The organism is Simplicispira piscis (genome assembly GCF_054783455.1).
In genome coordinates this window covers 1-15,688 of sequence record NZ_BAAGQN010000011.1, presented here as the reverse complement: position 1 = coordinate 15,688, position 15,688 = coordinate 1, and the positions used below count along the sequence as shown (strand labels likewise).

The 15,688-nt window shown below is 63.4% G+C and carries 12 protein-coding genes and 1 pseudogene; 5 read left to right on the top strand and 8 right to left on the bottom strand.

Features of this window, described 5'->3' with window-relative positions; translation table 11 throughout:
* The first annotated feature begins 316 nt into the window (after nucleotides 1-316).
* The 4 genes from ACYVOC_RS07075 to ACYVOC_RS07060 are packed head-to-tail and all read left to right on the top strand — an operon-like array spanning nucleotide 317 to nucleotide 3,923.
* Nucleotides 317-550, top strand: coding sequence for a hypothetical protein (locus ACYVOC_RS07075; protein WP_347708426.1), 234 nt, complete (start codon nucleotides 317-319; stop codon nucleotides 548-550).
* Nucleotides 547-1,977, top strand: a complete 1,431-nt coding sequence (locus ACYVOC_RS07070; protein ID WP_116005333.1) for a TolC family protein — start codon at nucleotides 547-549, stop codon at nucleotides 1,975-1,977. Before ACYVOC_RS07075 ends, ACYVOC_RS07070 begins: the two co-directional genes overlap by 4 nt.
* Before the next feature lie 18 nt (nucleotides 1,978-1,995).
* Complete coding sequence (locus ACYVOC_RS07065) at nucleotides 1,996-3,408, top strand: multicopper oxidase family protein (protein WP_116005334.1); 1,413 nt, start codon at nucleotides 1,996-1,998, stop codon at nucleotides 3,406-3,408.
* Nucleotides 3,409-3,443: 35 nt separating this feature from the next.
* Nucleotides 3,444-3,923, top strand: a complete 480-nt coding sequence (locus ACYVOC_RS07060) for a cupredoxin domain-containing protein (protein ID WP_116005335.1) — start codon at nucleotides 3,444-3,446, stop codon at nucleotides 3,921-3,923.
* A gap of 60 nt (nucleotides 3,924-3,983) precedes the next feature.
* On the opposite strand, the gene ACYVOC_RS07055 is transcribed toward ACYVOC_RS07060, so the two are convergent.
* Complete coding sequence (locus tag ACYVOC_RS07055; protein ID WP_116005336.1) at nucleotides 3,984-4,643, bottom strand: DUF6629 family protein; 660 nt, start codon at nucleotides 4,641-4,643, stop codon at nucleotides 3,984-3,986.
* Nucleotides 4,644-4,875: 232 nt separating this feature from the next.
* Between ACYVOC_RS07055 and ACYVOC_RS07050 the strand changes: the two genes are divergently transcribed.
* A complete protein-coding gene (locus ACYVOC_RS07050; protein WP_116005337.1) occupies nucleotides 4,876-6,150 on the top strand; it encodes an MgtC/SapB family protein in 1,275 nt (424 codons plus the stop codon).
* Nucleotides 6,151-6,197: 47 nt separating this feature from the next.
* Here ACYVOC_RS07050 and ACYVOC_RS07045 read toward each other — a convergent pair whose 3' ends face one another.
* The 7 genes and pseudogenes from ACYVOC_RS07045 to ACYVOC_RS07015 form a co-directional block, all read right to left on the bottom strand.
* Entirely contained in the window at nucleotides 6,198-6,617 is a 420-nt protein-coding gene (locus ACYVOC_RS07045) for a hypothetical protein (RefSeq protein WP_116005338.1), read from the bottom strand.
* A 168-nt stretch (nucleotides 6,618-6,785) separates the two neighbouring features.
* Nucleotides 6,786-8,411: a hypothetical protein gene (locus tag ACYVOC_RS07040; protein ID WP_116005339.1), complete on the bottom strand. Its 1,626-nt coding sequence runs from the start codon at nucleotides 8,409-8,411 to the stop codon at nucleotides 6,786-6,788.
* 252 nt (nucleotides 8,412-8,663) lie between these two features.
* The gene (locus tag ACYVOC_RS07035; protein WP_116005340.1) at nucleotides 8,664-9,563 is read right to left on the bottom strand and encodes a ribose-phosphate pyrophosphokinase; all 900 of its coding nucleotides are present in this window, start codon (nucleotides 9,561-9,563) and stop codon (nucleotides 8,664-8,666) included.
* Nucleotides 9,560-11,089 carry a thymidine phosphorylase family protein gene (locus tag ACYVOC_RS07030; protein ID WP_116005341.1) on the bottom strand — a complete coding sequence of 510 codons (1,530 nt, stop codon included), beginning with the start codon at nucleotides 11,087-11,089 and terminating at the stop codon, nucleotides 9,560-9,562. The genes ACYVOC_RS07035 and ACYVOC_RS07030 overlap by 4 nt, the downstream gene beginning before the upstream one ends.
* Entirely contained in the window at nucleotides 11,086-12,444 is a 1,359-nt protein-coding gene (locus ACYVOC_RS07025) for an MBL fold metallo-hydrolase (RefSeq protein ID WP_116005342.1), read from the bottom strand. Before ACYVOC_RS07025 ends, ACYVOC_RS07030 begins: the two co-directional genes overlap by 4 nt.
* A 14-nt stretch (nucleotides 12,445-12,458) precedes the next feature.
* Nucleotides 12,459-14,891 carry a phosphoketolase family protein gene (locus ACYVOC_RS07020; protein ID WP_233521178.1) on the bottom strand — a complete coding sequence of 811 codons (2,433 nt, stop codon included), beginning with the start codon at nucleotides 14,889-14,891 and terminating at the stop codon, nucleotides 12,459-12,461.
* Nucleotides 14,892-15,161: 270 nt separating this feature from the next.
* Nucleotides 15,162-15,623 (bottom strand): annotated as a pseudogene (locus tag ACYVOC_RS07015) (IS3 family transposase); the annotation flags it as partial.
* Nucleotides 15,624-15,688: the final 65 nt, after the last annotated feature.

The following is a 15,688-nucleotide window of genomic DNA, read 5'->3' as shown; positions in this document are numbered from 1 at the left end:
TCCTGCTGCTCAACAAAGCAGCAGGTTAGGGTTAGTACGTGGGTCAGATTTAGATGGAAATCCTGGGGGTTAGTGGGTCACTTCTGCGTGGAAATCAACACACTGCGTCTGGCAGGAGGCGCGCCAGCAGATCTCTAGCTTTCTTGTGCATGACAAAGATGTAATGAAACCGTTCCGTCTTTGAAAGCTACGGGCTCGCACAATGACACAAGTCAAAAACATATCGCAAACTATGAAAAATCATCGGCTTTTACGATTTATCTCAAGATACTGGTTGGCTGTTGCGGTAGCCGCGCCATCCCTTGCGTTCGCACAGATGCCAGAGGACGAAACCGAAAAGGTGGACTATCCGCTTTCGTACCGATCGACACTGCTGGACTACGAGGCCTACAAAGATCAATCCGTCCAGCCTTGGAAGGCGGCTAACGACACGGTGGGCGAGATTGGCGGATGGCGCGCCTACGCCAAGGAGATGCGCCAGACGGCACCCACGACCGGGCTGGATCAACCCGCCCGGGACCACGACGCGCACCACGGGGGCAAACAATGAGCCGCCTATTGCACCTGCCCCGCGCAAAAATAGCGATCGCCGTGGCCGCTATTGCGGTGCTGTCTGGCTGCGCCAGCGTGAATCTGGAGCAAAACCTCTCCAGCGCCAACGCAGCGGCAAGCAGTTTCACGGATGGCCAGCTCAACCTGGCCCGTGGCCAGAACGAGCGTGACGCCTTGCGCCAGCGCGCTTCGGATCTGCTGGCCAAGCCGCTCGGACAAACGGATGCCGTGCAACTCGCGCTGGTCAATAGCCCGTCCATGCAGGCCATCGTGGCCCAAAACTGGGCGGACGCTTCAACGGCAGCCCAGTCCGGCCGCATTGCAAACCCTATTTTGAACCTTGAGCGCGTGCGCCTGGGTGATGAGACGGAGATCGGGCGCCTGCTGTCCTTCGGACTGCTGGACCTGCTGACCTTGCCGACGCGCAAAGGCATCGCCGAGCGGCGCATCAAGCAGGCCCAGTTGCGCCTGAGTAGCGATGTGGTGGACCAAGTCACACAGGTGCGACAGTCCTGGGTACGCGCCGTCGCGGCGCAACAAACCCTGACCTACACACAGCAAGTTTTCGCCAGCGCCCAGGCCAGCGCCGAATTGGCCAAGCGCATGCAGGCGGTGGGCAATTTCAACAAGCTCGATCGCGCACGCCAGCAGGCGTTCTATGCCGACACAGCGACCCAACTGGCCAGTGCTCAGCACCAGGTCACGGCGGCCCGTGAGCAACTTGTCCGATTGCTGGGCTTGGACGACGGTCAAGCCCAGCAGCTCAAGTTGCCTGAGCGCCTGCCCGCGCTGCCCAAGGAACCACTGTCTCCAACGGACGCGGGCCGCCAGGCGTCCAAAGGCCGCCTGGACCTGCAAATCGCGAAGGCAGACTATGACGCAGCTGCCCGCGCCCAGGGCTGGAACACGATTGCGACGTTCACGGATATCGAGCTGGGAGTCCGGCGCGACTCGGTCTTCGACGCTGCTGAGAACACCCACTCAACGCGGCGCGGCTTCGAGATCAGCCTGCAGTTACCGATCTTTGACTGGGGTGGCATGCGGCGCAGCGCCATGAACGCTCAGACCCTGGCAGCAGCCAACCGTTTGGAAGCGACTGCTCGCGCGGCGGGGTCGAACCTGCGTGAAAGCTACTCCGCGTACCGCACGGCGTATGACATCGCGCGCCACCACCGCGACGAGGTGATCCCACTGAGAAAAACCATCTCCGAAGAAAACCAGCTTCGCTACAACGGGATGCTGATCAGCGTCTTCGAGTTGCTGGCCGACTCCCGCGACCAGGTGAACTCGGTGATGGCGACTCTGAACGCCGAGCAACAGTTCTGGCAGGCGGACGCCGCACTTCAGGCCTCTCTCATCGGCAAGCCCATCAGCGCCGGTGTCTCCGGCGGTCCAGCCGCTGCGGAGTCTGGCCAAGGTCACTGATCCCCAAAGGAAATCTAAATGAGTTCGAGAAGAGACTTTTTCCGCTTTGCTGGCATTGCCGGCGGGGCCGTGGCTGCAGCAAGTGTGAGCCGGGTGGCGATGGCGGCTTTGCCAGAGCCGGTTTTTCAGACGGGTCCCGACACCATGGCGCCCCTGGTTCCCAATTCCGGGCGGCCGTATAACCCCGTGGTCACGCTCAACGGGTGGACGCTGCCTTGGCGCATGAACCAAGGTGTCAAGGAATTCCATCTCGTAGCAGAACCTGTGGTGCGCGAAATGGCCCCCGGGTTCAAGGCGCACCTTTGGGGTTACAACGGCCAGAGCCCTGGCCCGACCATCGAGGTTGTAGAGGGTGACCGCGTACGCATCTTCGTGACCAACAAGCTGCCCGAGCACACCAGTGTTCACTGGCACGGGCAACGATTGCCCAATGGCATGGACGGAGTCACAGGCCTCACACAGCCTGCCATTCCTGCCGGGAAGACCTTTGTCTACGAGTTCGTGGCGCGGCGCCCGGGCACTTTCATGTACCACCCGCATGGCGACGAAATGGTGCAGCTGGCCATGGGCATGATGGGTTTCTGGATCACCCACCCGAAGACAAAGCATCCGCTCATTGATGAGGTGCAACGAGACTTTTGCTTCCTTCTGAGTGCGTACGACATCGAGCCGGGGGCGGCTACGCCCAAGGTCGCAGAGATGACCAACTTCAACATTTGGGCTTGGAACAGTCGCATCTTCCCCGGTATCGACTCCCTGAATGTGCGTCTGAACGACAAGGTGCGCATTCGGATGGGCAATCTGACGATGACCAACCATCCGATGCATCTGCATGGGCACGAATTCCTGATCACGGGTACTGATGGCGGTCCTACCCCAAAAAGCACTCGCATGTATGAGGTGACAACCGATATGGCCGTGGGCCAGATGCGCCAGATCGAGTTTTTGGCCGACGAGGAAGGCGATTGGGCTTTTCATTGCCACAAGAGCCACCACACGATGAACGCCATGGGGCACGACCTTCCCACGTTGATCGGTGTGGACCACCGTGAAGTAGGGAAAAAAATCAACAGCCTTATCCCGGACTACATGGTGATGGGCGAGCGGGGGATGGGGGACATGACCGAAATGGAGATGCCGATTCCTGACAACACGATCCCGATGATGACCGGTGACGGTCCTTTTGGCTCGGTAGAGATGGGCGGAATGTTCAGCGTTGTCAAGGTCCGACGAGACCAAAAACCGGGCGATTACACCAACCCCGGCTGGTACAAACATCCACAGGGGACTGTTGCCTACGAGTACACCGGGCCCGTGGCCGAGCCGGCACGCTTCAAGGCCGAGGGAGGCCAGTCCATGCCGCGCAAAAACAGGTCCGCAACGGACACGGTTGTCAAAGTCAAAAAGCCTTCGTCCCATGGCGGGCACTAACAACGATTTCCACAATTTCACTCCACGAGGTATCTATGAAACGCACTCTTTCGTTGATCGCAGCTTCCGCCCTCGCTGCTCTATCTTTGAGCAGCTTTGCAGCTGGCAGCCACGGCGGTGGCCACGGCAGCGATGAATCCGCCATTGGTCAGCCCGGCAAGGTCAGCAAGGTCAGCCGCACCATCCATGTCGACATGGCCGACACCATGCGCTATGCGCCTGCAGCAATTTCCGTCAAACAGGGCGAGACCATCAAGTTCGTGATCAAGAACAGCGGCCAGGTCAAGCACGAGTTCAGCCTGGGGACCGATGCCGAAATCAAGGAACACTACGAGGCCATGAAGAAATTCCCGGATATGGAACATGACGAGCCCAGCAAGGTGTCTCTCGCCCCGGGCAAGCAAGGCGAGATCATCTGGCAGTTCACGAAGGCTGGCGAAGTCAAGTTTGCCTGTCTCTACCCGGGCCACTACGACGCAGGCATGAAGGGCCAGGTCACAGTGGTCAAGAAGTAAACGGGAACATCTCCACGCGATTGAATCGCCCCGGTTTTGAACTGACTCGACGGCGAACAGTCATCGAGCGTTCTCCACCAAGGCAGAGGTTTCGCCTCGCGCGGCGATCAGATGCAGTGCAACAACGATGCTCATTGCCGCCGCGAAGAAGCACCAGACGGAGATGAACCAGTGGGCGTAGAAGGCGTACGCCGCTACGGCCGACCCGAGGCAAAGCACGCCGAACAGTTTGACCCAGCGGTGGCTTGAAAGAATCAGGCTTACGGTCGTCGCCGTCAGATAAAGGCCCATGGAGGCTGCGATGTAGAAATGTGGGGATGCGTAGTCGATATGGCCTCCAACCGGGGTGGCGACGATGGGGTAGGCAAACATCGCGTACAGCAGGTATGCCCCGACCCCGAGCCCGGCGAGGCAGATGACGGCCAGGACGCGTCGCCGGTTGCGGTCAGGCTCGATCAGCCATGCCACAACAGGCACGTATACGGGCCAGAGCACGTGCGAGAAGAAGGAATACAGCTGTGTCGCCGCTGCTGTCACCGCGTCAATGCCCCAGCCGAAGTTGAGCCAGACCACGCCTTCTGTAAGCTGCTGGATGGCAAACAGCAGTGGGATCGCCGCATAAGCCCGCTCTCCACCGGTACGGGCCATGCGCGTGGTCATCATGCCCACGCCCAAGAGGAAAGTACCGGCTGTCAGGCTGGCGGTCGCTGAAAAGCACATCGATAAGGAACTCCGTGAAATCGTGGGAAGCATGCACACCATGCCAACGATCTGAGCCAGCCACCCCAAGTGCCCTCTAGATCCATGTTGATCTTCGACAGGCGGGACAAGGCGTGCATGGCCAAACGAGGGGCTGCGCGCGATGATAATGGCAGTGCTTGAATCCCGTTCGCGTGACATTGACTGACTGTGCTGCGCAACCTGGACAATGGCAGCCGACACTTCACCATCAATGAACCCGGATCTCATCAAACTTGGAAGCGCCGCACAAGCGTTGGGCGGCGCGCTCGGCGTGGGGCTGCTGGTGGGGCTGGAGCGCGGCTGGCGCGACCGCGATTTGCCCGAGGGCGGTCGCGTCGCGGGGCTGCGAACATTCGCCCTCATCGGCTTGCTGGGCGGGCTTCTCGCTCTGCTCTCCTCAAACCCCGAGCTACTTCTTGCCGCCGGCCTGCTCGGCATCGTCCTGCTGTTTGCCGTTTCCTTCAGGCGTGCATCGGAGGCCTCCGGCACCCTCAGCATCACGACAGCTGTCGCAGCAATGGCCACCTTCTGTCTGGGCGCTTTGGCCGCAAGCGGTCAGGCCATCCTCGCCGTGGGGGCGGCCGTGGTCGTCGCGTTGCTGCTCGATCTGAAACCAGTGCTGCACCGCTGGCTGCGCCTGATCCAGCCGGCCGAACTGAATGCCCTCCTGCAAATGGGCGTGCTCACCGCCGTGGTGCTGCCGCTGCTCCCGGACCGGGGCTATGGGCCCTACGCTGCCCTCAACCCCTACCAGCTGTGGTTCGCAGTGGTCCTGATCGCGGGGCTGTCGCTGCTCGGCCACGTGGCGGTGCGGCTCAAGGGGGAGCAACAGGGGTTGCTCTGGACGGGACTGCTGGGCGGCCTCGCGTCTTCCACCGCTGCGACGCTGGCGCTTGCTCGGACCGCAAGGAACCAACCAGGCTGGCATGTGCCCGTGGCCGCGGCGATCGTCGCTGCCTGCGGCGTGATGTTCCTGCGTATGGCCGTGGTCGTCGCCGTCCTGCAGCCCAGTCTCGCGCCTCGCATGGGCCTGTTCCTGGTGCTGCTCGCCGCGGCGGCGTTCCTCTTTGCGGGATGGCAATGGCGCCGCCGGCAAGCCAGCGGTCCGGCCACACAGCAGGCCTCGCGCCGCCTCTTCGACCTGCCCACGGCGCTCGGATTCGGCGTCGTGCTCGGCGTGGTAGCCGTGGCTGCCCGGGCCGCGCGCGAGGCCCTTGGCACGGCCGGCGTGTACGCCGTCGCATTCGTCTCCGGTCTGGCTGACGTGGATGCCATCCTGGTCTCCAGCGTGCAGATGCTGGCGCAGGGCGACCTCCCGGCTGCCACTACTGCCATCGCCATCCTACTTGCCGTCTCTGCCAACATGCTCACCAAGGCGACCCTCGCCTGGACCATTGCCGGCCGCGCGGTGGGTGTCCGGGTGGCGGCGGGCTATGTGGTGATAGCCCTCGTCGGCTTGGCGGCGGCAGCTTTCCAGGCGCTCTGAACCCTATTCCGCGAACGGCTGCGCCACTATGGTTGCTGCTTGGCCGCTTAGTTCGGGCCGCCCTTCAGGTCCTCATCGCGGGTAAGCGGCGCGGCTGGCGCAGATGTTTCTCCCGAGATACCCATCGCCTCAGCGTTGCTGCCAGACCGCTCAGCCCGACGGGGCACACGGACCCTGGTCCGGTCCCGCCCAATCGTCACGTACTCGTATTCCTTCGATTCGGACGGGGACGCTTGATCTTGCGGTTGCAGGTCGGGCGAGCCCGAGCTATCGGCCGGGCGGTCGAGGTGGGTCTTGATGCGGTCCCTACCGATATATACGTAGCGGTGCTGATGCGGCTCGGAAACCGCCGACTCCTGCAGCTGCCTGGGCTGGGGCTCGGGACCACCGTGTGACAGGGTGGCTTGGGCGAACGCACTTGCGGAGAATGTGAACAGGGCAACGGCGAGGATGTTGGCGGAAGTCATGGAAAGCTCCTTGGATTACGGTTTGTATATTGCGAAAAATATTCTTGGCTGGCTTGTGAGCAGCAGCTGTGCCCGCCCCCCGAAACGACATATTCGGGCTTACCATCGTGGGAAGGTCAAGCGGCTTCAACTCCGCTCGGTTATTTTGGGGCGCCGTTCGATGCCTGCTCACGACAGCAGCAGTTCCTGCATTCGTCTACGCTCCGCAGGAGTCGGCCACGCGCTGTCCCCTGGGGCAACCTCCAAATTGAAGTGCCCCTCGCCGTCGAAGCGAACGAGCCCATAGGTCTCGTTGACCACCGCCCCCGGTTCCCCGCCGGCCTGGAGCCGGACATACCAGTCCGCTAGGCGCAGCGTACGGTCCGCCAACATCGGTGCCAAGGCCTGACCCCGGGCGAGCGCCACATACAACACATGCGGCAAGGCATGCACCTCGCCCTCCTCGTCGAGCAGGAACACGTAAGAGGCAAATTCGCCGTCCGCTTCGCCCATTCCGCGGCCGGATGCATCCACCGTGGTGTAAACGGGAGCAAATCCGCTGCCCGGCTGGCGGAAGTTCGTGGTTTGCCCTTGGTACACGCGTGCCGCGACCCACTGCACGCCTCCCGCATAGGCATAGCCGCGCAAATCGAACTTCATGGACTGCGATCCTCCCTCATTCGGAATGACGCGCTCGCCGGGAGGCACAAAGGCCTGTGCCACATAGGCTCCCGCCATGATCTCCTCCCAGACTCGGCGCGTGAGCTTGTCCCCCCGGTACGCGGCGCGGCTACCGAAGCCCGCCGCTGGCTTGAAGAACAGGCTCCGGCGCGCCGCCCACAGCCTGTCGCCATGCGCTGCATCGACCACTTCGGTGCGCGGCACGTTCGCCAGCAGCACCAGCCGGTCGTCGTCCGCAACGCCCAAGGCCCGCAGCGCAGCGTCGTCACTGAACAACGCCAGACGTCGTTTGTCGGCGTAGAGCGCGTGCGCTTGGGGATGGGGCGTGAGAACTGCCGCCTGCTCTTGCCACGCCTGCCGCAACACGGCGTTAGCAGGCAGATCCAAATAGAAATCCGTGACTCGGTTGTAAACCATGTCTATAGCCAGCTCGCCGTGCCAGAGCCTGCCGTGGCGGCATGCCAGTTCAGACGGATCGGCAATGACGGCCTGCAGTCCATGGCGCTCGAAAAGCTGCCGGAATAGCAGGAATTCTGGATACAGGTATTGCTGCTGCGGTGCCTCGTCCACGATTGCAATCGACGCGAGCGGCCGAGAGTGGCCCGCCAGTCGCCACTCACGGCGAAACATGTTTACAAGCCGTTGTTCGAATGTTGTGACGCTGGCGCCGTCGGGTGCCATTGCCTGCACAGCCTGGCAGCAGCGGCGCTGAGCGCGAGCCAGCACTGCATTCAACATCGCACCACCCGCATTCGTGTTAATTTCGATCAGGCCGAGACGGTCCCGATCCAGATGGAAGTCATAGCCGAAGAACACACCCTGCGCGCCACCTGCGCCAATGTGCGCAATGGCTGGGGCATCCGCCAGAACCTGTTCCCGGTACGCCGGGAGTGCCACTACCGCCTCGATGGCCCGCACGACGTTTGCCATGCGCTCCAGCGGGGGCCGTGCGACAAAGACTGGTTGCGCGGCAAACAAGTAAGGGCATCGCTCCCGCACCAACTGCGACAAGCTCGGGGAGCCGAGCTCGGCGTCGAGCGCGGCCGCCAGCGCCGCTGGATCCAGGCTAAGGCAGAAGCAATCGCGGTTGAGACGCTCGAACGGGGTCAGCTCGCAGTTTGATGTGTGGTGCATTGAGAAAGAGGGTCTAAGCAGTCGATGAAATGGGTAGAGCGCCTCATCATTGAGCCGGTCCCACGCTCGCAGTTCGCGCCAGGTTTCCTGAGCGACTAGACGGTCGCCGTCAGCGGTACCGCAGCTCCCCCAAGCCATCAGACCCCGTGCAGCCAAGCCCAACTTGTCACGAAGAAAAAGCCTGGGCGTTCGATGCGCGCCAAGCGCGTGATGAATTGACCGGTGCATGCTGAAATAAGCGTCTTGATCCGGCTATCCCGACACGCTGCCTACTCGCGCACGAACGGCCTGGGCCACGTCGCCCATTACGTCGATGCCGTTGCTCGGATGCGGCAGCGTATTGCAGGTCACCACGCTGGCCGCGCCGGCGTCCTCAAGCAGCTGCATTGCATCTAGGGCGAACACCGCATGCACGCCGATGCACACGGGATCGTTCTTGAACACCGATCGCACCTGCCGCACAGCCACAGCCATCGTGCGTGCACTGGAGATGATGTCGTCGATCAGCACAGGACGGCGGCCTGCGTGTGCCTCGACCTTGGGTACGCTGATCTCGACACTACGGTCACCGAGCCTGCGCTTGGACAGGACAATGAATGGACAGCCGACGCGAGCAGCTACGTCGCTGGCCCACTGCTCGCTTTCTGAATCTGGGCCAACGATCACCGGCTCTGGGACGTGGGCGGCCACCCAGCGCGCGATCGCAGGTGCACTGGCCACGTTCTCGGCCGGAATCGAGTACACCTCGTCGAGCGAGGCGCGGCGATGCAGGTGCGGATCAACCGTCACCAGCCAATCGAACGCCTGCGACAAGAAGCGAGCGAAGGTCACGGAAGTTACGGCCTCGCCTGGCTGGAAGCGCTTGTCCTGGCGCATATAGGGCAAGTAGGGAGTAACAATACCGACCCGGCTGGCGCCCAGTTCACGGGCGGTCTGCGCCAGGTACCACAGGCGCAGCGCCTGCGGATCTGGGTCGCGCAGGGATGCAACGACCACAACGTCCTTACCAGAGAGATCGTCGTGCAGCCGCAGGTAGGACTCGCCGTCGGGGAAGTGACGCGCCTCCACTCGGCCGACCAGGGCCTGCAGGTGCACCGCGAGATCGGCCGCCGCCTGCTCGGCGCCAGGTGCGGGAAGAATGATCATGTTCATGCTGTTTCCTTGATGGTGACCAGCCCCTGCTGGCGGTTTGCATAGGACTGCGCGTACTCCAGCTCTCCGGTGGTCTGGGCATGAACGTGGAACAGCGGCTGGCCGCGCGCGATCCGATCCCCGAGCTTCACTTCCAGCGTGATGCCTGCGGCCGGCGCCCCTGGCGCTCCTGCCAACTTGGCAACCATCGCCAGCTTCCGGTTGTCGACGGCGGTAACCACGCCCGCTACACCGGCAAGGCACGGTCGCATGTGCGGTGCCACGGGCGGCTGGCGCAGGCCACCCTGCGCCTCGCAGATGGCAACAAACTGGGTCCAGGCCTGCCCGCTGTCCAGCGCCTGCTGCGCAAGCAAATAGCCCGCACCGGGGCCGGCTTTTCCGCCCATCTCCAGAAGGTGTCCGGCGAGCAGCAACGCCCGCTCGCGCAGATCTGCCGGAGCTGCAGAGCCCCTTTGCAGGACGGCGAGGACATCCCGCGCCTCTAGGGCGGGACCGACGCCTCGACCGACAGGCTGCGTGCCGTCGGTGCGGACGACACGCAATTGCAAGCCTACCGCCTCGCCGACATGCTTCAGGAGGTCGCCGAGTTCATCTGCCGCTTGTTCGGATCGAACCTTGGCCGTCGGGCCGACCGGAATATCGATCAGCACGCGCTCCGACCCCGCCGCTGCCTTTTTAGACAACACAGAGGCGACCAGTTGCGCGGCGCCATCGAGGTCGAGCGGACGCGAGACACGGATCAACACGTCGTCCGCCGGGCTCAGCTGCACGGAGCCTCCCCAGACGATGCAACCGCCGACCTTCTCGACCACCCGGCGCATGGCCTGCAGATCCAGGTTGACTGGCGCCAGGGTTTCCATGGTGTCCGCGGTACCCGCCGGAGAGGTAATGGCCCGGGAGGACGTCTTGGGCATGACCAGACCGCAGGCGGTGACGATGGCCACCACCAGCGGCGTCGTCCGGTTGCCAGGCAGCCCCCCAACGCAATGCTTGTCCATCACCGGCGAGAATGGCCAGTGCAGCCGCTCGCCGACGTCGATCATGGCGCGGGTGAGGGCGACCGTCTCCTCGTGCGACATCCGGCCACCCGCCGTGGCGGTGACGAAGGACGCCAGGTGCAGGTCGGACAACCGGCCAGCTGCCACATCGAGCATGATGGTTTTGAGCTTCTCATAGTCCAGCGGCGCACCATAGGTTTTGCCGCGGATATGCCGCTCGGATTCGAGCACCGGGGGATGGCGGATAGCGAGCATCTCGCCCCCAGAGAGGCCGAGAGCCCGCCAGGCAGGCTCCGACAGGCCCGCTTCTCCGTGGCCTAGCCATTCAGCGGCCACGTGGTGCACAGTGGCGATGACCGTTCGACCATCCCATTCGATCTCCACGCGCGTCTGGGCCTCGAACCCTTCCGAACGGCAGATTTCGCAGTCGACCCGCATGTAGACAACCGGCGACTGGTACGTGAGGATCCCCGCGCGGCGTGCGATCAGCCCCGCGCCATGCGGCAGATGGGCAGCCAGCGCGTTCATCCCAGCTCCACGGCTTGCATATGCTCCGGGACAGTGCATGCCCCGCCATGCTGTTCCTGGATGGCGAGGCGTAAGCTGTCGGCAGCGACAGACTCGCCGTGGGTGACAAACACCCGCTTGGGCGGCTGCGGCATCCGTCCCACCCAGCGCAGCAGCTCCTCCCGGTCAGCATGTGCGGACAAGGAGCCCAGGCTAGCGACTTCCGCGCGAACGGGAACGTAGTCGCCGTGAATCTTGATCTGCTTTGCGCCGTTAACGAGCGCTGCGCCACGTGTCCCGGCAGCCTGATAGCCGGCCAGCAGGATGGTGTTGCGCGGGTTCGGTGCCATCGCCTTCAGGTGGTGCACTACGCGCCCGCCGGTGGCCATGCCGCTGGCCGAAATGATGACGGCGGGATAGCGCATGTCGTTCAGCTTGCGCGACTCCTCCACAGAGTTCACCACCTTGGCTGCGGTGCACATCATCCGGCACTGGTCGGGCGTCAACCGGTGCTGCGAACGGTGTTTGTGGTACAGCTCCGTCGTATCGGCGGCCATCGGGCTATTAAGGAAAGCCGGCAGGTCTGGAATGCGGCCTTCGCGCTTCAGGGTGGCCAGCACGTACATGAGTGACTGCGCTCGTCCGACCGCAAAGGCGGGGACGATGACCACACCTCCGCGCGCTGCAGTGCGGTTGATCACCTCTGCAAAAGCAGTGGCGGGATCTTCCTTCTCATGCGATCGGTCGCCATAGGTCGATTCCATGACGACGTAGTCCGCCGCAGGCGGTGACTCCGGCGGCCGCATGACGACGTCCTCGTCGCGCCCAAGGTCGCCCGAAAACAGCAACGACCCTGAACCCCACTGCACATGAACGCTGGCGGCACCAAGGATGTGGCCGGCGAGCGAGAAACGCATTCGCAGCCCCTCGACCGGCTCGAACTCGGCGTCGAACTGCTGAGGCTGGAACAGGCGCAAGGTCTTGCGGGCGTCCTGTTCCGTGTAAAGAGGCAGGGCCGGACTGTGCTTCGAGAAACCGCGACGATTGGCGTAGAGCGCATCTTCCTCCTGCAGGTGCCCCGAATCCGGCAGCAGCAACGCGCAGAGGTCGCGCGTGGCTTCGGTGCAAAACACCGGGCCTCTGAACCCCTGGCGCGCCAGTGCGGGCAGGTAACCACTATGGTCGATGTGCGCGTGGGTGAGCACGACAGCATCGATCGTCTCAGGCTGCAGCGGGAAGACATCCCAGTTGCGCAGCCGCAGCTGCTTCAAGCCCTGGAACAGCCCGCAGTCGACCAGCACGCGCTTGCCCCCGTGCTCCAGCAGGTATTTCGATCCGGTGACAGTGCCCGCGGCACCCAGGAAAGTAATTCGCATATTGTTCCTTTCGATCAGTAAGAACTCATGATGATCCGGGGATCGCCGCTGCCTCGGACAGCCTGCAATTCCGGCGCGTCGAGCAGCCGTTCCACTTCCAGACCTGCCGCTTTCGATGCGGCACAAACCGCGTGGGCCCATGTCGTTCGGTTCGCGAACAGCATGCCTGCAACGTCCAGCGTCCCGCCGCGGCTCACGTACCCGAGCACGCGAGTCGTTTGCGCGCCGGTGTCAAGGGGCCGCAGTAAACCAACCAGAGCTTCCGGACGTGTATGCGTGAGGAAGATGCGCACATCCTGCGTAGCAGGGAAAAGTGCACCGGTCGCTGCACTCTGGTGCGCAGCCTCGCGGGCGTCCCGACCGACGCGGAAACGCCCGGGCTCGATGATGTAGTTCACGGCAGCCGCGACGCCGCGCTGCTCCAGCCTTTCGGCGGCCTTGAGAGCCTCACCCAGCTGGTAGGCACCGACAGCAGTGAACAGAATGCGTGCCTGGGGTGCGGGTCGGATGCACAGGGCGCCATCGCGCACCAAACGCGCAGCTTCTTGCGCAGAGAACCAGACCGGCAACGCCCTCTTCGGCACGACCATCGTCCAGAACTGGCCGTGCGTCTGGTAGGCGGCCTGCAAGGCGACTTGGGCCGTGTTCCAGTCCGGCGGGTACAGGACACGGGAGACGTCGCTCATCTCGCCCTGCAGCGTCTCGCCGAACGAAGGATCCTGGTGTGACTGCTCGTTCTTGCCGTTCTCCCACGTGTGAGAAGTAGCCACCACCACCACCGACACCCAGCCGGGGGGACGCCCTGCATCCGCAAGTTGGCGGGCAAACAAGATTTCCTGCCGAAGAGCGCCCAGCATCTTGGCTGCGAAGGCCTCATAGGAAACGACCAGATTGAGCCCCCCCTTGTTGGCGAGGGCCGCACTGACCACAGCCTCCTCGTTGAGGGCGGTGACCACGGACCCGCTAATGGACTCGGCCACGCCCTGCTCCGGCGCCACGACGCGGTGCTTGAGCAGGTCGAGCGTGCGGCCCATGCGGTTGCTGCGCAGCTCGTCCGGGTTACCAACCCGCACCCGCAGCTGCGGGTTGGCGGCCACCAGCGCCGTGAACGCCTGGTCGATCCCCTCCATCGGCGAGCATTCGCGCTCACCGGGCGCGAGCGACGCAAGAGGTGGAAGAGACGGGAATGGCACGTTGCGTGTGGCGAAGGCGTGATCCCGTTCGCGCACCCGACGCTGCTCATCATGCCGATTCAAAACCGCTGCGGCGGAGCTTAGGTCTTCGCGTGAGACCCACAACGCCTTCGACCCCTCTTCGAAGAGCGCGCGAGCCCCCGCGTCAACCCGGGGGTTGGCACCGAGCGGAAGGTTGTGCGCATCGTTGGAACCAGCGCCGGGAAAGCCGTAGCCTTTCGGGGCTTCCGCAATGGTGTAGTGCAACGGTACCGGGTAGCCGCCGGCACCCGTGCGGATGGCCTCGGTGCAGGCATCGAGGCGATCCTCCATCGTGAAGATCGCCCAGGCAAAAGCTGCCGGGTCGGTGCCGTCGATCTCCATCGGGTCAAAGCCGTTCAGGCGCAGGTGGTCTTTCAGCCACTGCACGCCGCCCTGCTGTTGCAGTGTGCTGCGCTGCTCGATGCGACGGCCATTGAGGATCATGATCGGCGCCACGTGGCCGCTGTCCTCGGCGCGCCACCAGCGGGGCGCCCAGTCGCTGCCCCGTTGCTCCTCAAAGGCGCCGTCGCTCAGGAAGGCCACCAGGCGCTCGCCCGGCAGCGGGATGTGGACGTACTGCAGCTCGGCGAACCCGAGATAGCCGCCCTCGGAGATGCCACCGGCTGTACTAGCGTTGACATGGCTGCCCAGCGGGGATTCCGGCCGCCCATCGGGCCCGATGGCATAGGAATAGAAATCGCCCACGAAGCGCGTCAGGCCGGCATCGCTTACGTCGTATCGCTGCGCCTGGACCGGCAGCATGTTGCCCACCAGCAGATTCACTGCCTCCACGCCAGCGACGCTGTGGCCCTGCCCCATGATCCAGCCGCGCGTATGGCCGGTCAACGAGTTCGCCGCCAGGTAGCCGGCGTAGGCAGGCACCATGTTGAGCGACCCACCGGTATGACCCTCAGGCGTTTGCTTGTACTCGTCGGGTTGCAGAGGGGCACCGTCCCACCGTACCCGCTGGGCGTAGGTCATATGAACTGTCAGCCACATGGCCGCCGACGCGACGCAGTCTGCGGCGCGTAGGAGGTGATAGACGTCCGCTGGCGAAGCGGCCCGGCATTGCGCCACCAGCAGCTGCGCCATCTCGAAGATGCGCAACTGTGTCTGTGGTGAGTGCTGGATCACACCGTATCCGGCGGCCCACTGCGCGAACGCTGCGTCGGCCTCGCGGTGCAGACGGGCGCGATGCGTTAGGAGATGGTTTCGATGGTCTTGCATGTGCATCCGTTCGTGATCTGCTGTTATGCAGCGCCCGGTTCGCGCGGGGGCTTCCCGGTACCCCATCCGCGGTTGAAAGGTTGGCTAGCAGGAGCGCCCCGGTGTGTTTGTCGGGTTGGGAGTGATCCATAAATTTCGTCGCCGCTGGGGTAGATTAACGGCGCAAATCCTCGTCTACTTGAGTTGCATCAATTAAAATCCGACGAAATTTGTATATGACAGATTTGTAATCAAGCCGCGTCCTGCCACGAAATATGCTTTCCACCAGGGATTCCTGCTGACCCGGTTATGGTCGCGCAGGACGGTCTGCCACTCGTGGCCGGAGAACTGGCAGTCCTGATCGGAATGGACCATGATCGGCGCATGCGGCTGGCGGTGCCATAGTGCCATGAGCAGTGCATCGAGGGACTAGGCTCGTGTCAATGCGGCTGCCCATAGGCCAGCCCACTACTTGGCGCGAGAACAGATCAACCACAGCCGCCAGGTACAGCCAGCCTTCGTGGGTTCGGATGTAGGTGATGTCGGTGACCCAGGACTGGTTAGGCTCGGCTACCTTGACTGGCGCTGCAGGTGATTTGGCGCAACCACTGCGGGCTTGCCCCCTCGCATCCCAGGCCTGTGGCCGCAGCCCGTCTACGAGCGCAGGCCTTCGAGTTTGAGCAACCGCGCCACGCGATGCTTGCCGCAGCGCTCGCCCAGGTCGCACATGTCCAGCGTGAGCTTGCTGTAGCCGAAGACGGGGTCCCCTCGTTTTCAGTGCAATAACTGGCGGTACGCAAACCCAGCACTGGCGCGGGGGTGGT

Bases quoted from the DNA above. Each gene is read 5' to 3' on its own strand.
- ACYVOC_RS07075 (WP_347708426.1), top strand. From the start codon at position 317: ATGCCAGAGGACGAAACCGAAAAGGTGGACTATCCGCTTTCGTACCGA.
- ACYVOC_RS07070 (WP_116005333.1), top strand. From the start codon at position 547: ATGAGCCGCCTATTGCACCTGCCCCGCGCAAAAATAGCGATCGCCGTG.
- ACYVOC_RS07065 (WP_116005334.1), top strand. From the start codon at position 1,996: ATGAGTTCGAGAAGAGACTTTTTCCGCTTTGCTGGCATTGCCGGCGGG.
- ACYVOC_RS07060 (WP_116005335.1), top strand. From the start codon at position 3,444: ATGAAACGCACTCTTTCGTTGATCGCAGCTTCCGCCCTCGCTGCTCTA.
- ACYVOC_RS07055 (WP_116005336.1), bottom strand. From the start codon at position 4,643: ATGTGCTTTTCAGCGACCGCCAGCCTGACAGCCGGTACTTTCCTCTTG.
- ACYVOC_RS07050 (WP_116005337.1), top strand. From the start codon at position 4,876: ATGAACCCGGATCTCATCAAACTTGGAAGCGCCGCACAAGCGTTGGGC.
- ACYVOC_RS07045 (WP_116005338.1), bottom strand. From the start codon at position 6,617: ATGACTTCCGCCAACATCCTCGCCGTTGCCCTGTTCACATTCTCCGCA.
- ACYVOC_RS07040 (WP_116005339.1), bottom strand. From the start codon at position 8,411: ATGCACCACACATCAAACTGCGAGCTGACCCCGTTCGAGCGTCTCAAC.
- ACYVOC_RS07035 (WP_116005340.1), bottom strand. From the start codon at position 9,563: ATGAACATGATCATTCTTCCCGCACCTGGCGCCGAGCAGGCGGCGGCC.
- ACYVOC_RS07030 (WP_116005341.1), bottom strand. From the start codon at position 11,089: ATGAACGCGCTGGCTGCCCATCTGCCGCATGGCGCGGGGCTGATCGCA.
- ACYVOC_RS07025 (WP_116005342.1), bottom strand. From the start codon at position 12,444: ATGCGAATTACTTTCCTGGGTGCCGCGGGCACTGTCACCGGATCGAAA.
- ACYVOC_RS07020 (WP_233521178.1), bottom strand. From the start codon at position 14,891: ATGCACATGCAAGACCATCGAAACCATCTCCTAACGCATCGCGCCCGT.